The sequence below is a fragment of the Holtiella tumoricola genome (assembly GCF_027857615.1).
Lineage (GTDB): Bacteria > Bacillota > Clostridia > Lachnospirales > Cellulosilyticaceae > Holtiella > Holtiella tumoricola.
Map to the genome: position 1 here is coordinate 1 of NZ_JAQIFT010000037.1, position 16,804 is coordinate 16,804.

The 16,804-nt window shown below is 34.9% G+C and carries 13 protein-coding genes and 1 other annotated feature; of the genes, 2 read left to right on the plus strand and 11 right to left on the minus strand.

Going from position 1 to position 16,804, the window contains the following annotated elements; all coding sequences use genetic code 11:
• A complete protein-coding gene (locus tag PBV87_RS08365; protein ID WP_271011873.1) occupies positions 1–1,176 on the minus strand; it encodes an ABC transporter substrate-binding protein in 1,176 nt (391 codons plus the stop codon).
• A gap of 168 nt (positions 1,177–1,344) precedes the next feature.
• Between PBV87_RS08365 and PBV87_RS08370 the strand changes: the two genes are divergently transcribed.
• Positions 1,345–1,923 carry an FUSC family protein gene (locus PBV87_RS08370; protein ID WP_271011874.1) on the plus strand — a complete coding sequence of 193 codons (579 nt, stop codon included), beginning with the start codon at positions 1,345–1,347 and terminating at the stop codon, positions 1,921–1,923.
• Here PBV87_RS08370 and PBV87_RS08375 read toward each other — a convergent pair.
• The 3 genes from PBV87_RS08375 to hisS all read right to left on the minus strand — a co-directional run bounded on the left by PBV87_RS08375 (position 1,909) and on the right by hisS (position 7,328).
• A complete protein-coding gene (locus PBV87_RS08375) occupies positions 1,909–3,819 on the minus strand; it encodes a glycosyltransferase family 2 protein (protein ID WP_271011875.1) in 1,911 nt (636 codons plus the stop codon). The two genes, PBV87_RS08370 and PBV87_RS08375, sit on opposite strands and share 15 nt — an antisense overlap.
• A 372-nt stretch (positions 3,820–4,191) precedes the next feature.
• A complete protein-coding gene (gene aspS / locus PBV87_RS08380) occupies positions 4,192–5,997 on the minus strand; it encodes an aspartate--tRNA ligase (protein ID WP_271011876.1) in 1,806 nt (601 codons plus the stop codon).
• Between the two features lie 65 nt (positions 5,998–6,062).
• Positions 6,063–7,328 (minus strand): histidine--tRNA ligase, encoded by a 1,266-nt coding sequence (hisS, locus tag PBV87_RS08385; RefSeq protein ID WP_053986101.1) that lies wholly within the window; start codon positions 7,326–7,328, stop codon positions 6,063–6,065.
• Between the two features lie 131 nt (positions 7,329–7,459).
• Positions 7,460–7,669: a binding site (T-box leader), on the minus strand.
• A 188-nt stretch (positions 7,670–7,857) separates the two neighbouring features.
• Here hisS and PBV87_RS08390 point away from each other — a divergent pair.
• Positions 7,858–8,358, plus strand: coding sequence for a GNAT family N-acetyltransferase (locus PBV87_RS08390; protein ID WP_271011877.1), 501 nt, complete (start codon positions 7,858–7,860; stop codon positions 8,356–8,358).
• 57 nt (positions 8,359–8,415) lie between these two features.
• On the opposite strand, the gene hemZ is transcribed toward PBV87_RS08390, so the two are convergent.
• The 7 genes from hemZ to recJ form a co-directional block, all read right to left on the minus strand.
• On the minus strand, positions 8,416–9,846 hold the full coding sequence (hemZ, locus tag PBV87_RS08395; RefSeq protein ID WP_053986103.1) for a coproporphyrinogen dehydrogenase HemZ: 1,431 nt from the start codon (positions 9,844–9,846) through the stop codon (positions 8,416–8,418).
• A 27-nt stretch (positions 9,847–9,873) separates the two neighbouring features.
• Positions 9,874–10,512 (minus strand): MBL fold metallo-hydrolase, encoded by a 639-nt coding sequence (locus PBV87_RS08400; RefSeq protein ID WP_271011878.1) that lies wholly within the window; start codon positions 10,510–10,512, stop codon positions 9,874–9,876.
• A gap of 49 nt (positions 10,513–10,561) precedes the next feature.
• Positions 10,562–10,969 carry a hypothetical protein gene (locus PBV87_RS08405; protein ID WP_053986105.1) on the minus strand — a complete coding sequence of 136 codons (408 nt, stop codon included), beginning with the start codon at positions 10,967–10,969 and terminating at the stop codon, positions 10,562–10,564.
• 58 nt (positions 10,970–11,027) lie between these two features.
• The gene (gene dtd / locus PBV87_RS08410; RefSeq protein ID WP_053986106.1) at positions 11,028–11,477 is read right to left on the minus strand and encodes a D-aminoacyl-tRNA deacylase; all 450 of its coding nucleotides are present in this window, start codon (positions 11,475–11,477) and stop codon (positions 11,028–11,030) included.
• Between the two features lie 9 nt (positions 11,478–11,486).
• A complete protein-coding gene (locus PBV87_RS08415; RefSeq protein WP_053986107.1) occupies positions 11,487–13,724 on the minus strand; it encodes a RelA/SpoT family protein in 2,238 nt (745 codons plus the stop codon).
• 132 nt (positions 13,725–13,856) lie between these two features.
• A complete protein-coding gene (locus PBV87_RS08420; RefSeq protein ID WP_053986108.1) occupies positions 13,857–14,369 on the minus strand; it encodes an adenine phosphoribosyltransferase in 513 nt (170 codons plus the stop codon).
• 17 nt (positions 14,370–14,386) lie between these two features.
• A complete protein-coding gene (gene recJ, locus PBV87_RS08425) occupies positions 14,387–16,699 on the minus strand; it encodes a single-stranded-DNA-specific exonuclease RecJ (RefSeq protein WP_271011879.1) in 2,313 nt (770 codons plus the stop codon).
• Between the last annotated feature and the right edge of the window lie 105 nt (positions 16,700–16,804).

The following is a 16,804-nucleotide window of genomic DNA, read 5'->3' on the forward strand; positions in this document are numbered from 1 at the left end:
CTATTCCTTAATAACAACTGTGTCAGAGTAGACAAACTTACCATTCTCTACTTTTTTAATAATCGCCATATTCTTATCTGCATCGCCTTCTTCGTTAATGGTAATCATACCGGTTACCCCTTCAAAGTTTGCTGTTTTTGCAAGTTCGTCACGGATTGCTTTCGGGTCACTACTACCCGCACGTTCAATAGCATCTAAAATAAGAATATAAGCATCATAGCCTAATGCACTTACAGCTGGAACACTTTCTCTATCTGGGTACTCAGCTTTGTATGCTTCTACAAACTTTTTAGCTTCATCTGTAGCAGGTGCTGTATCATCGAAGAATGTAGAAAGAACAACCCCTTCAACTTCTTTTCCCCCTACTTCAATAAACTCATTGGTTTCCCAAGTATCTCCTCCTACAAAAGGAATGGTCATACCTAAGTTACGTGCCTGCTTAATAATAAGTGCTGACTCTGTAAAGTTACCTGGTGCAAAAACTACATCTGGATTCGCTTCTTTGATATTAGTTAAAATTCCAGAGAAATCTTGGTCGTTTGTATTGTAGTTACCCGTTGTAATAATACAATTAGGATCACCTGTTAGTTGTGTAAATGCATCTACGAAGAATTTTGCAAGGCCTACTGCATAGTCATTGGATACTTCTTGGATGATGGCAGCTTTTCTATAACCTTGTTGATAGCAATAGTTTGCCATAACTGTTCCTTGGAATGGGTCTAAGAAACATACACGGAAATAGTATGGATTATCCTTCGTTACAAGTGGATTGGTACAAGATGCACCTACTGCTGGCACTTGATTAGATTTGACAATATTTCCTGCTGCAATAGAAAAGCTAGATCCCCAAGAACCAATAATAGCTGATACTTTATCTTTTTCGATCAAACGTGCAGCTGCTGTTGTTGCTTCTGCTTTATCTGACTTATTATCCGCAATGACTAATTCTACTTTCTTCCCTAACACTTCTGGATAAAGTTTATTGGCAATCTTCATCCCTTCAACTTCTAATTCTCCACCTGCTGCATTAGCACCTGTTAATGGCTCAAACACCCCAATTTTAATAACATCCCCACTACTACTTGAGCTTCCCGTACCGCCTCCTGCACTATTGCAACCGGCTAACGATGTCATGAGCATCAGCCCACATACTATAAGACTCATCAATTTTTTCATAATTAAACTCCCCTTACTACACATTATTGTTCTATAAATATTCACATGTCCTGTTGAATATGCAATATCATACATCCTTTATGGCCATAAAAGTCATATAAATACAATTATTCTTGTTTACTTTCTAGAAAACTATATTATAATAATAGGCGAGAATAAGAATGAATTTTGATAGTTAGAGGTTTAGTAGAAATGAAATATCGTTTTAAAATCGGAATGCGTACTATAAAGACATTGCTCGCTGTTGCTATTTGTATTATCTCTTTAGCATTTATGGGCGTTCCAGATCCATTCTTTGCATGTATTGCAACAATCTTTGTTATCCAAGGGGATAAAGATGGATCCGTTCAAAATGCTAAAAATCGTGTTTGGGGAACTCTTTTTGGAAGTATTATTTCTAATATTGTCTTCCTTTGCTTAAGTTTTTTACCTTATAATGCTTATGTTCAAGCCCTTGCAGCTTGTTTAAGTATCTTTTTACTGATTCAAATTGCATTATACTTCAAAAAACCTGCTGCTATTTTCCCTGGATGTATTGTTATTTGTGCAATTCTTTGTACAACAACTAATATCCAAATGCCATTTATTTATGGTATCAAACGTACTGCATATACACTCTATGGAGCCATTGTTGGGCTTGTAGTTAACTTATATGTATACCCTCATCACCTTCACAAGCAAAGTATCATTTGTGATGACGAGGACGAATTAGAAAATGACAAAAGAGTAGATTCAAGTCCAACTTGAATCTACTCTTTTGTCTATATATTTCATCTCTTTTTCGACCTCATAAAAGGCCTTCATATGATCAGTATAAATTTTAATAATAGCACTCATCTGTTGAGGACTTAAATGTGTAAATTCTATACCAATATGCTTTTTATATTGTCTCGCTAGATACCCTTCAATTACAATGGTCTCTTCTTCATTTTTTAAGTAAACTTTTATAGATTGTCCAAGTTCAAATTCTGCTAAAGACATAAGTTCCATGCCTAGACCTTTTTCCGATATATCCTTTAGTTGCCCTTCATATGAATGCTTATCACATTCAATATTTATATTCATAGGCCTTTTAAGTTCTATACGCTCTACATTTCTATAGATTGGCTTTTGATAGGCTACATAAATACTAACTACTGCACCTATAAAATTATAAATACTCCATAACATATTAATACTATAAGCACCCATAGTGATTGTATTTGTTACAAGTGCATATGTTCCTATAATCCATGCTAACACAGATGCGCTTGCAATTATAATATGAGGTAAACTCCCTCTAAATTGAAAATAAGGCTTAGTACTTACCACCTCTTTAGGCGTTACATTAAATCTGATATTAAGACAGAACAATTCCTTTAATACAGACAAAGTAATATGTGGTGCCATAGCTACTTCATATACATGTGACCATCTCAATGTCCTAGTATTGGGAGAAAAGGCCTTAAAAATCAAGTATTGCCCTAGTAAATAAGGAAGGAAATACTTCAAAATCTCTTGAACAGAACTATCAATCATCAACACTCCAAATAGCAAATAGCATAAAGGTGCCATGATGAAAATCATCTTTTGAACACTACTAAACCAATAAAGTACCCCATCAAAATATGCTATTTTTTGCTTCCATTTCAATCCCTTCATCGTTAATGGATTAAAATGCTTAATCACTTGTAGATTCCCTCTACACCATCTATCTCTTTGCTGAATCAAGTCTGTATAAGTTGTTGCACTTAGTCCTAATACAAGTACTTCATTAATAAAAATGGTTTCATATCCTTGTGCTTGTAAGAGCATGCCCACTGCCATATCTTCTGTGATTGAACAAGTAGGATAGCCACCTAGTTCGCATACATATTGTTTTCTAAATACAGCATTTGTTCCTACATGTAGTACGGCACCTATAGCTGCTCTTGCTTCTTGTACATCCCTCATAAAAAAGTCTTGTTCATTTGGAATGCTCTTTCCTAAATTATATTGATACATATCTTGGTTGTAGTAAACTTGTGGTGTCTGAACAAAAGCTACTTCTTCTTTTTCAAAATACCCGATAGTCTTCTCTAAAAAGGCTTGGGTTGGGATCATATCTGCATCTAAAACTACAAAAAGATCTCCCTGTATATAATTTAGTGCATTATTAATATTACCTGCTTTTGCTCCCTCATTATCTATACGTGTTATATAACCTACGCCATACGCTTTACATAATTGCTCCAAAGTACTACGTTTGCCATCATCACACACATACACTTTCATCTTGTCTTTTGGATAACGGATATTTAAGCTAGCTGCAATCGTCTTTTCGACTAATTGAATAGGTTCATTATATGTACAAATTAATATATCTACAGTGGGGAGGGGCTGCTCCCTATAACTTTTTAAGTTTTTCTTTTCTATCTTATAGGTTTTGGAAAACATATACTCAAAAATCAAAAATTGAGAAATACCTATCATTTCTGCTCCAATCAATAAGCATCCTGCAATAAATGAACTTGGTGAATGGGTAGGAATAGCTGTAAATCTCCAAATAATGTAGATTAATAAAATTACTGTATTTACTTGAATAAATAAAGGTCTTAGCCTAGGTTTCCACTTCGTCAAAGCTAACGTTAATAAAAGTAGTATAATTGCAAAATAAAAGTACATGGTGTCATCCTCTCTAGTGCTCCTATTATACAATAACCTTTTTTGTTTAACAACTATTATGTCTACCATTCTAACTTGTATTTCATTCCTTAAAAACATAAACAGATGATTTCCGGGACTATGGAAATCATCTGTTTATGTTTCTAACTATAATACTAGAGGTAATTTAAATAATTATTATGTATGTCTTATCTGTGGTAAATTTATAATAACACAACTGAAAACAATTATCAATATAAAATTGATATTTATTTTCATTTAAATCCACTTTTCTTATTTTCGTATCCATAATTACCTCTTTAGGTAAATATTAAAGCCTCTAAGTAAATGGTTAAACCATCTACTTAGAGGCTATTAGTTATTTAAATGAAATTATGCTTGTGGTTCTTCTTCTTTTACAAGTTCTTGAATCATAAGTGCTAATTCATCTAATTGTTTTTGTTCTACTGCACCTGGTGCTTCTGTCATAAGACAGCTTGCATCTTTTACTTTAGGGAATGCGATTACGTCACGGATGTTATCACGTTTTGCCATAAGCATTACAAGTCTATCAAGACCAAATGCTAAACCGCCGTGTGGTGGTACACCGTATTTGAATGCATTAAGTAAGAAGCCGAAACGTTCGTAAGCTTCTTCTTTTGTAAAACCAAGAAGGTTAAACATTTTCTCTTGAACATCTCCTTGGTAAATACGGATACTACCGCCACCAAGTTCATAACCATTTAAGCAAAGGTCATAAGCTTTAGCGCGTACTTTACCTGGATCTGTTTCCATAAGTGCAATATCTTCATCTTTTGGCATTGTGAATGGGTGGTGCATTGCTACATATCTACCAGCTTCTTCATCATACTCAAGAAGTGGGAAGTCTGTTACCCATACAAATCTATATTCATCTTTGTTAATAAGGTCTAAACGTTTTGCTACTTCTTGACGGAGTGCGCCAAGTGCTGCATAAACTACAGATGGTTTGTCAGCTACAACTAAGATAAGGTCGTTATCTGTTGCGCCCATACGTTCTTTGATTGCTGCCACTGTTTCTGGTGTTAAGAACTTAGTGAATGAAGATTTTTCTTCTCCATCTGGCCTAACTTGAAGCCAAGCTACACCTTTTGCACCAAAGTCTTGACCTACTTTAACTAAGCTATCAATTTGTTTACGTCCAAGGTCACCCATACCTTTTGCATTGATTGCACGTACAGAACCACCATTTGCAAGCGCATTTTCAAATACAGCAAATCCACTGTCTGCTACTACATCTGAAAGGTCAGTAAGTTCTACACCAAAACGTAAGTCTGGTTTATCACTACCAAAGCGATCCATAGCTTCTTGGTATGTTAATCTTTGGATTGGAAGTTGTACTTCATGTCCTAATACTTCTTTGAATACGTGTTGGATAAGTCTTTCGTTAATACCCATTACATCTTCTTCGTCTACGAAGCTTAACTCCATATCGATTTGTGTGAATTCTGGCTGACGGTCAGCACGAAGGTCTTCATCACGGAAACATTTTACGATTTGGAAGTAACGGTCATAACCAGATACCATAAGAAGTTGTTTGAAGATTTGTGGTGATTGTGGTAATGCATAGAAGTTACCTGGATGTACACGAGATGGTACTAAGTAGTCACGTGCACCTTCTGGTGTTGATTTTGTAAGCATTGGTGTTTCTACTTCAAGGAATCCTTGTTCTTCTAAGAAGCGTCTTACAGCACCTGTAGTTTTGCTACGCATCATAATTGTATTTTGCATATCTGGGCGACGTAGGTCTAAGTAACGGTATTTAAGACGTAACTCTTCTCTTACATCACTATTTTCTACGATTTCGAATGGTGTTGTTTCAGCTTCTGCTAAAATACGAAGTTCTTGTACTTCGATTTCGATATCACCAGTTTTCATTGTTTTGTTAGCATCTTCACCACGTGAACGTACCACACCTGTTGCTGCAATAACGTATTCACTTCTAAGTGTTTCAGCTTTTTCAAATACTGCTTTGTCTGTTTCTTCACCAAAAGCTAATTGAAGTAAACCTGAACGGTCTCTTAATGTGATGAAAAGTAATTGACCTAAATTTCTTCTTCTTTGTACCCATCCCATTACTGTTACAGTTTCACCAACGTTAGCATGGCTAAGTTCTGTACAACGATGGGTTCTTTTTAAACCTTGCATTGATTCTGACATATGCGTTCCTCCTTAAAATGTCTCTATTTATGATATGACTTGATTCCATTAATAAAAAATAAGTTCTATTTTGCTAATTCTTCTTTCATTACACTTACAAGGTCCGCAAATGCAACTTCTTTTGTTTCGCCTGTTTCCATGTTTTTAAGATTAATAACTTGGTTTTCAAGTTCACTCTCACCAATAATTGCTGAGTATTTCGCACCAATTTTATTAGCAAACTTCATTTGAGCTTTTACGCTTCTTTGAAGATGATCACTTTCTGCACTAATACCTGCACTTCTAAGCTCTGTAATAAGCTTGTAAGCTGTAATTGTTGCTTCTTCCCCTCTGTAGCCTAAGAATAAATCTCTTGTAGCTGGTGGAAGGGTATTCCCTTGTTCTGCTTCTTTAGCTAAGATAAGACGTTCCATACCTGCTCCAAATCCTACTGCTGGAGTTGGTTTACCACCAATTTCTTGAATGAGGCCATTGTAGCGTCCACCACCACATACAGTACCTTGTGCACCAATATCACATGATACAAATTCAAATACTGTTTTTGTATAGTAGTCTAAACCACGAACGATTTTTGGATCTACTACAAATGGGATTCCCATAGCTGTTAAAAGTTCTTGAACTTTTTCAAAGTGAGCTTTACAACCTTCTCCTAAAGTATCTAATACTGTAGGTGCATCATGGAACATTTCTTGACATGCAGGGTTTTTACAATCAAGTACACGAAGTGGATTTTTCTCACGACGTTCATTACAAAGTGGACAAAGTCCATCTTTCTTAGTCTCAAGAAATGCTTTTAATGCTTCGTTATATTTCTTACGACACTCTGGATCTCCTAATGAGTTGATATGAAGTTCAACTTTGTTAATGCCCATGCGTTTTAAAAGTTCATAACCAATGCTGATGATTTCTGCATCTGCTGTTGGAGAATCTGAACCAAACATTTCAACACCAAATTGGTGGAATTGTCTTTGTCTACCTGCTTGAGGTTTTTCATATCTAAAAGTAGGTGACATATAGTAAACTTTAATTGGTTGTACATCTGCGCCCATATTGTGTTCAATATAGCTACGTGCAACCCCTGCAGTACTTTCTGGTTTTAAAGTAATTGCATTTTCCCCTTTATCAATAAAAGAGTACATTTCTTTTTGTACAACATCTGTTGTATCGCCTACGCTTCTTTGAAAAAGGTTTGTAAACTCAAACATTGGTGTACGAATTTGAGTAAATCCAAAGTCATCACATAAGCCTCTAATGGTTTCTTCCATCTCGAGCCATTTTCTCATCTCATCGCCAAAAATATCTTTGGTTCCTTTTAATGCACGGATTTCCATAAGCATCTCCTTTTCATCCTTTTATTCACAATTCAAAAGTTTATTTTTAAAAATTATGCACAATTTCAACATTTTCATGCACATCCTGTGGAAATAGGTTTTAAACAATAAAAAACGCCCCTAGCATAAATGCCAGGGACGATAATATCGCGTTGCCACCCTGGTTCAAAACCCAAATAAACTTAAGCTTTGCACCTTCATTAGCCGATAACGTAGCCACACGTCGTATCCTACTTGATTCAAATACACACTCCGAGATGTCTTCTGATCTGGTGAAGGCTTGCAGCCATAGGCCTTCTCTCTGAATGGTAGATCGTACTCTTTCTCATCATAGATTTATGTATTAAGTTAGTTGTTATTTTAAAGCTGATAGCACTTTTTGTCAAGGTTTATCTCTTTAAATTGTGACTTTACCTAGGTAATTGTTAACATAAAATTTTTATTGCATTTTAAAAATGTCATTGCTATAATACTGTCATCACTGACACAACTTACAAAAACATATATTTTTTACAGAAAGAGGGATTTAATGATTCGACGTGCTCAACTAAATGACCTACAACAATTACTAGATATTAAAGAATTAGTTATAGCTGATATGGCTAAGCACAATATTTTTCAGTGGGATCATACGTATCCTAATCAAGACATCTTAACTCAAGATATCGAAAATGGAGATTTATATGTGATAGAAGAAGATGGCGTTATCTGTGGCTTTGCTTGTATTGATACCAATCAAGCTCCGGAGTACCAAACACTTAACTTCAACGGTCCAGAAACTGCATATGTTATTCACAGACTTGCTATTCATCCAGGCTACGGTGGAAGAGGATATGCCTCACAGATTATTAAGTTCGCAGAAGAACTTGCACTTCAAGAAGGCGTACGTGACCTTCGTATTGATACTTTCTCACAAAATCACCGTGCACAAGGCTTATTTAAAAAACAAGGTTTTGACTATATAGGAAATGTATTTTTCCCACGCAAGCAAGAACCATTTTGCTGTTTCCACAAAACTATTAGCGCATAGAGTATATAAAATAAAAAAGGGAGGTACTTTATTTTTATTAAAGCATCTCCCTTTTTACTATCTATACTTTTCGAAACCTTCTCGCTTACGTTCAATCATTTCATCAATACGTCCAATGTAATCTTCAAGACTTTTTACATTAGCAATACGATCAATGCGTTCACCATTTTGGTAGACCATTTTAGTAATAGCTCCTGCTCCTGCTGCAATAATGCTTTCACTTTCTTCCATGATTTCAACATTATAGACGCATTCGTAACCTGGTTTTGCATAGCCTACGTTCTCAAAATTACCAAGCATATTTTTCTGGCGATACATATAGTAAGGCGCAAGCCCCATTGCTCTACATGCTCTTTGACTAATGTCTAACATTTGTTCAATCTTTGTTGCTTCTGCCAATTGATAGTCATCTTGTTGCTCTTTAAGACGTGACGCACGCTTGATTGCCATTGTATGAACTGTAATATTTTCTGGCCCTAACTTCTTAAGTTCTTCTAAAGTGTGACGTACTTCTACTACACCTTCGCCAGGAAGTCCTAAGATAATGTCCATATTAATATTATCATGGCCTAGCTCTCTTGCTATATTAAAAACTTCAATAATATCTTCCACTGTATGATGGCGTCCAATGGTATCTAATGTCTTTTGGTTCATTGACTGTGGGTTAATAGAAATACGACCTACATCCATAGCTTTCATAATCTCAAGTTTTTCTCTTGTGATCGTATCTGGTCTACCTGCTTCTATTGTATACTCACCAACATTTTCTAGATTGAAGCTTGCTTTAATATGTTTAAGCAAACGTTCTAATTGGGCTTCATTTAAACTAGTTGGTGTACCTCCACCAATGTATAAGCTACGTATTGGATGATCCTTTTTAGCTTCTGCAATAAAGGTAATTTCTTTGCAAAGAGCATCTAAATAACTCTCCACTTGATTTCTCTTTGCTTCTAATGAATAGGCTGTAAATGAACAGTATACACATCTTGTTGGGCAAAATGGAATCCCTATATAAAGGCTGATTTCATCTTTTTGATTCTTCTCTAAGATTTCTTCTTCTGCTTTTGCAACTTCCATCATTAAATCTATTTTTGCATCTGAAATACGATAGACGTCTTTAAGCCTTGCTCTAAGAACCTTATCACTCATACCTTGTTTTTGATAATCATGAACAATCTTCGTTGGACGAATCCCTGTGAGCATCCCCCAAGGCATTTGCTTACCTGTAAGTTGATAGAGTACATCATATACTGCTTCTTTTAACACTAGCTTACGATTTTTCTTGAGTTTAATCTCATTATCTGCTGGTTCTACTTGTCTTGTACATTCATATAAAACTACACCTACTTTGAGAAGCTTGGCACTTGCCTCATTCCCCTCTAAAGTACTTTGTAAATCGTATTCACCTTCCATATAAGGTTCAAAAAGGTGAATAATATTATTTATTTCAAATTCAGTATCATGACCGATACAAGTTAATTTTATCATTTTTATCTTCCAATCTATTTCATCCTATTATTCGAACATGTTGAAGTAAGGGTTATGAAGTATTTCATCTCCTACTGTTGTTGCTGGTCCATGTCCTGGGTAAAGTACTACTTCTTTATCCAATGTGAAGATTTGTTCTCTGATGCTTTTAATAAGGTCTACACTATTGCCACCTAAGAAGTCTGTACGTCCTATAGAACCTCTAAAAATAATGTCACCTACAAAAGCAACTTTATATTTTTCACTATAGAAAGCCACACCATCTTTTGTATGCCCCGGTGCATGGAGTACTTTAAAGCTAATATCTGTTCCGTCTAATGTAATGATATCTCCATGTTGTACATATTCATCTGCTTGTAAAGTTAAAGCACCACCGAGCATTGTAGATAAGTTATAAGCTACATCTTCTAAGTAGCGTTTACCTTCTTCATGGATCACGACTTTACATCCTGTATGATGTCTTACTTCTTCTACCGCACCAATATGATCAAAATGTCCGTGTGTTAAAATAATTTTCTCTACTTTTAATTCTTCTTGATCTATTTTCTGATTAATAATTGCTGCATCATCGCCTGGGTCTACAATAAATGCTTTTTTTGTTGCTTCATCAATAATAAAATATGTCTGTTCTGCTAATGCCCCAACTGATAAAACTTCTATTTTCATGCTGCACCTCTTCATGTTTAAATTCTATCTATAACTTCTGATAATCTTTCTACTCAACTTCTTCAACTTTTAAAACGCGTAATAATTCGCTTAATGCTTCTTTTTTAACACATCTTGTTGGTATCCACACTTCTTTATTATTTTCTTTCACAATAATAATATAATATGTTTTAGCTTCCACTTTCTTTATATCATCTATCTTTATTGTATGCTTAATGAAAAACCAAGTGTACCAATTAATTCCCTCATTTGTAAGTTCTATATACTTCATTTTTGAAGTATATAAAAACACACTTCCAACGCCAATTCCAATAAGCGTAACAACTAAATCAAGCATATTAACACTACCAAATATGCGATATAAGTCTATATTATTCTTAATAAGGAACACAGCTAAAAGGATACTCAAAAAAGATACTAACTTATCTGTTGCAGTATTTCTTCTATAAATTATCATGCCTTTCCTCCCTTTAGTCAATTCGAAAAAGAGGGACTGTTACGCCAGTCCCTTCTTTCTAAAATGTTTTATCACTTTCAAGTAATATTGTAACAGGCCCATCATTTACAAGTGCAACCTGCATATCTGCTTGGAACACACCCGCTTCAACTGGAACTTGGCCCATACGTAATTTATCCATAAACGTTTCAAACTTGCCTCTTGCAACTTCTACATCACCTGATGCAATAAAACTAGGACGCATACCTTTTACTGCACTTCCGTAGAGTGTAAAGTTGGGAACGATTAAAATTTTCCCATCTATATCCCCTACTGACAAGTTCATTTTACCAGCTTCATCTTCAAAAATGCGGAGTCCACTGATTTTATTAATAATATAATCCATATCTTTCACTGTATCTTCTGCTTTGATCCCTACTAAGACAAGTAGCCCATGCTCTATAGCACCTACTACTTCTCCATCTATCGTAACAGAAGCACTACTTACTCTTTGTACGACTGCTCTCATAATAACTCCTTATGATGAGACACGTTGAATCTCTACTACATCTTGAATCTGCATCACTTTGCGCGTAAGCTCATCAAGTTGATAAGTATGATTAATTTCAATACGAATATTGAAAATAGCCTCATGATTTTTGGTTGTTCTTGCATTAAGTGATTTAACAGGTACTTTCATATCTGTTAGAATCTTAGAAATATCTAAGATAATACCCATACGGTCACTACCTGTAATTTGAATCTCTGTAATGTATGTTCTACTAATCTCTTCTTCGTTGAACCATTGTGCTTCAATGAGACGTTCTTTCTCTTCTTCACACATATGGATAATATTTGTACAGTCTTGCCTATGAATAGATACACCACGTCCTCGTGTAATATATCCTACGATTTCATCACCTGGAAGTGGACGACAACATTTGGAGAAACGTACAGCCACATCACCTACACCGCGAACAACAATACCACTTTTACTTTTCTTAGGTTGTTTTTCTTCTTCATAATTAAAGTTTTCTTTAGGTGCATGATTATCTAAGAACTGTTGTGGTGTAATTGGTATTTTCTTAACCTTAATATTTTCATCAATTAAACGTTGGATAATCTGTTTTTCTTTAATGCTACCATAACCAATAGCTGCACATACTGCATCCCAATTTCTAAGGCCATAGCGTTTGCATACATTCTCTATGCATTTTGAATCTGAAAGTGCTGAAAGAACATAACCTTTTTGTCTTGCACAAGTTTCAAGTAGCTCTTTCCCACGAATAATGTCTTCTTGTTTAAATTGCTTTCTAAACCATTGATTAATCTTAGTTCTAGCTTGTGTACTCTTGACAATGTTAAGCCAGTCACGACTTGGTCCCTTTGAGTTAGGGGATGTTAAGATTTCTACGCGATCACCATTTTTAATCACATAATCTACTTTTACAATCTTACCATTAACTTTTGCACCTACCATTTTGTTCCCGATATCACTATGAATAGAATAAGCATAGTCAATAGGAGTAGAGCCTTTTGGTAATGTAATGAGCTCACCTTTTGGTGTAAAGATATACACTTGGTCTGTATAAATATCTAAGTCTAGCTTTAAAGCATTCATGAACTCTGTATTGTCGTCCATATCTCTTTGCCATTCTAGAATTTGTTTGAGCCAAACTAATTTTTCTTCTGACTTATCTGGCATGGAACCAGACATATCGCCATCTTTATATTTCCAGTGAGCAGCGATACCATACTCTGCAGTACGGTGCATATCTTCTGTACGAATTTGAATTTCAAAAGGTGTCCCTTCACTTCCCATTAAAGTGGTATGAAGTGATTGGTACATATTAGACTTAGGCATTGCAATATAGTCTTTAAAACGTCCTGGAATAGGCGTATAAAGTTCATGGATAATTCCAAGTACACCATAGCAATCCTTTACATTCTTCACAATGGCACGCACAGCAAATAAATCATATATTTGATCTAGAGTTTTATTTTTATTAACGATCTTTTTATAGATACTAAAGAAGTGTTTTGGTCTACCTTCTACGGTACACTCAATATTTGCTTCATCTAGTTTTTCCCTAATTTGTTTTACAATTTGTTCAATATATTCTAGACGTTCACTACGCTTTTTAGAAATCTTTTGTGCCAAATCATAATATATTTCTGGCTCAATATAACGTAAAGATAAATCTTCAAGCTCAGCTTTGATTTTACAAATACCTAATCTATGTGCGATTGGGGCATAGATAGTAAGGGTCTCCTCTGCAATACGTTTTTGCTTATGTGGTGGCATAAACTTTAATGTTTGCATATTGTGAAGCCTATCTGCAAGCTTAATAAGAACCACTCTGATATCTTGTGCCATGGCCAAGAACATCTTCCTATAGTTCTCTGCTTGAATCTCTTCTTTTTGTAATTCTACGTTACTAGATGCATACTTGATCACACCTAGCTTAGTAACACCATCTACAAGTAATGCTACTTCCTTATTAAACAAACGCTCAATATCTTCTAACGTATAATCAGTATCTTCTACAACATCATGTAAAATCCCTGCTGTAATAGATTCGATATCAAGTTCTAGATCTGCTAATATATATGCCACTTGAAGAGGGTGGATAATATATGGCTCACCAGACTTTCTAAGTTGCCCCTCATGGGCTTCTTTAGCAAGCTTGTAAGCTTTCTCTACCATACTAAGATCATCCGATGGATGGTAAGAGCGTATTCTATTAATTAGCTTTTCATAAATTGCTTCAGGCATCGTCTACCCCCTTTTTTCGTCACTTGCATATATTTATTATATCTATTATAGTCATGTTAGAATAAAAATTCAATGCTATTATACATAAAAAGACACGTAGTGGATGGCTACGTGTCTTTTTATTTGTCATAATTAGTATTTGAGTAAGGAAACGATATTTTGTCCTTTAAGGATTTCTCTACCGTTTAACCCTTCAAGTTCAATGAGATAAACTATTTTTACAACTTCACCACCGAGTTTTTCGATGAGGTCAACGATTGCTTTTGTTGTACCACCTGTTGCAAGAAGATCATCTACAATGATTACTTTTTGGCCTGGCTTGATTGCGTCAATGTGCATTTCAATTGTATTGCTACCATATTCTAAATCGTAGCTTTGGCCGATTGTTTTATAAGGTAATTTGCCCGGTTTTCTAACTGGAACAAAGCCTTTTTGAAGTTTGTAAGCTAAAGGTACACCAAAGATGAAACCTCTTGATTCTGGTCCAATAACGATATCAAAGTCTACATCTTGTACTTCTTCTGCCATTTTATCGATAGATTCTTGTAATCCTTTAGCGTCTAGTAAAAGTGGAGTAATATCTTTAAATAAGATACCTTCTTTTGGGAAGTTTTCCACATCTCTAATTAATGAGTTTAAGTCCATTTTATACGTCCTCCTGTTTACCTCTTTTTCATACTTTGTGCAAATTCTTGCAACCTCATATAACGTCTTGAGTGTTCGAGTTTTGTCTTGTTGCCTTTTAATAAGGTATAGATAACTTTCTCCTCTTCAATGCTGTAAGCAATAAGCTCAAGCTCTGTAAAGATATCTAGTATCTGTAACAGTTTATATTCTGTCATGTCATAACTCATAAACATTTCCACTATTTTGTGTAAATAGACACTGCCTTGTTGATGCTTTAAGTACTTATAGACTGACTTGCAGTCTGTGTAACTTGGTACCATTTTAGATATTTGCAAAGTATGTTGTTCCAAAGAGGTATTCAAACACCTATAGGTCCCTTCACTTGTAAAGTCCCATTCATAACATTGGCTATTATCTTGATGAGCTTTATGGGGCATCACAAAAATCGCGGGTGCCTCTTTTAAAGACCAAAAATCATTATAACATATTTTAGGTAAGATAGTAACTTTTTTTTCTTGTTTACTCATCAATGTAAATATTTCCATTAAGCTATGCTCTGTAAATACCGCAAAGCTAGTATTCCCATGACTTTCATCTTTAATTAATTCTACTCTAGATGGTACCTTTGGCTCTTTGCAAGCTTCATAAAGGGCTCTATAATACCTACTTTTTAAAATAGCTTGTTCAGATGACATAATATCTTTAATACGTAGTTGAACAGAAACCTTACCATTCCAAACATTTTTTGTAATTTCGCAAGCTATAATAACTTCTTCACCTTCACTTAAACAATCTGCAAGCTCACCTTTATCAAATCCAATGGCATGCAATACAGTATGATGACTCTGAATAGCAAGTTTTAAATGTTTGTCGCCTCCTATTTTCTGAGCATATTGAACCAAACCGCGTACTGCAAATGTAGGCGTAGGATTACATACTCCAAAAGGCTCTAACCTTTCAAGCTCTTCACATATCCCTATAGAAATTTCTTCTGGGCGTAGTTCTAAATCAATATCAAGTGCTGGTGTTAGGAGTTCTTCATTTAATACAGTCTTTGCATAGGCATTTAAATCTCTACAAAAGGCTTCTAGCTTATCTTCCTCTAGTGACAGACCTGCAGCCATCTCATGTCCTCCGAAACGTGTTAAATGCTCCTTAACATGGGTTAATGCTTCAAAGATATTAAAGCCTTCTACACTACGTGCTGACCCGGAATAGATACCATCTTCTAATGTCAACACAATTGTAGGCTTATAGTATTTATTTAAAATACGAGAAGCTACTATTCCAATAACACCATGATGCCATTCCTTACCTGCTACGATAATCATATCTTCATTTTTAGTATCAACATGTGCCTCTATATAAGCTTCTGCTTCCTTTAATATAGACTGTTCCATTTCTTGACGTTTTTTATTCTCTAAATCTAGTTCTACTGCAATAATTTTTGCACGTTCTTCGTCTTTAGTTGTTAAGAGTTCTACACCTATCTTGGCATCACTAATTCGACCTGCTGCATTAATACGTGGTCCAAGCTGATACCCAATTACATTAGATGTAATTTTTTGATCTCCATTTTGTACGATATCTAAAAGTGCTCTAAGTCCTAAATGCTCAGTTTCTTTCATTTGTTTAAAGCCTAAATAGGCAATGACACGATTTTCTTTCTCTAATGGTACCACATCGGCAATTGTCCCTAATGCAACAATATCAATATACTTCCATATTTTATCTACTACATCTTCTTTAATTGCAATAGCATGGATAAGTTTAAAAGTTACTCCTACTCCTGCTAGGCAATCAAAAGGATATGTAGTATCGTGCCGTTTGGGATTAATAACACAAAAGGCTTTAGGTAAGATTTCTTGGCATTCGTGATGATCTGTAATAATCATATCAAGGCCTAATTCATTTGCAAAAGCTACCTCTTCTGTTGCTGCTATTCCCGTATCTACTGTAATCACTAAGCTTGCATATTGATTAATCTTTTCAATGGCTCCTTTATTTAGTCCATAACCTTCTTCTGTACGATTAGGTATATAGTAAGACACACTATAACCTTGTTCAGTTAAAAACATAAATAAAATAGAGGTGCTTGTCACACCATCTACATCGTAGTCCCCGTAAATCACAATATGTTCTCCATTATTTTTTGCACGTTGAATACGTTCTACTGCCTTATCCATATCATTAAGCAAATAAGGAGAACTTAGCTGTTCTTTTGAGGGTGTTAAAAAGCTTTCGATTTCTGCTTTATCTTGTATACCACGTCTATATAAAATTTTATTAACAATATTACCTTGCTTTGGTTCTTCTTCGCTATGCCATTTGTATTTATTTGGTAACAATCTTTTTCACCCTCTCTGCTTGGTACTGCTATTATAACATATTTTTCTCTTTCTTTATTTATTTTTATATCTATACAATAGATTTATTCTTATGATATAATTTAT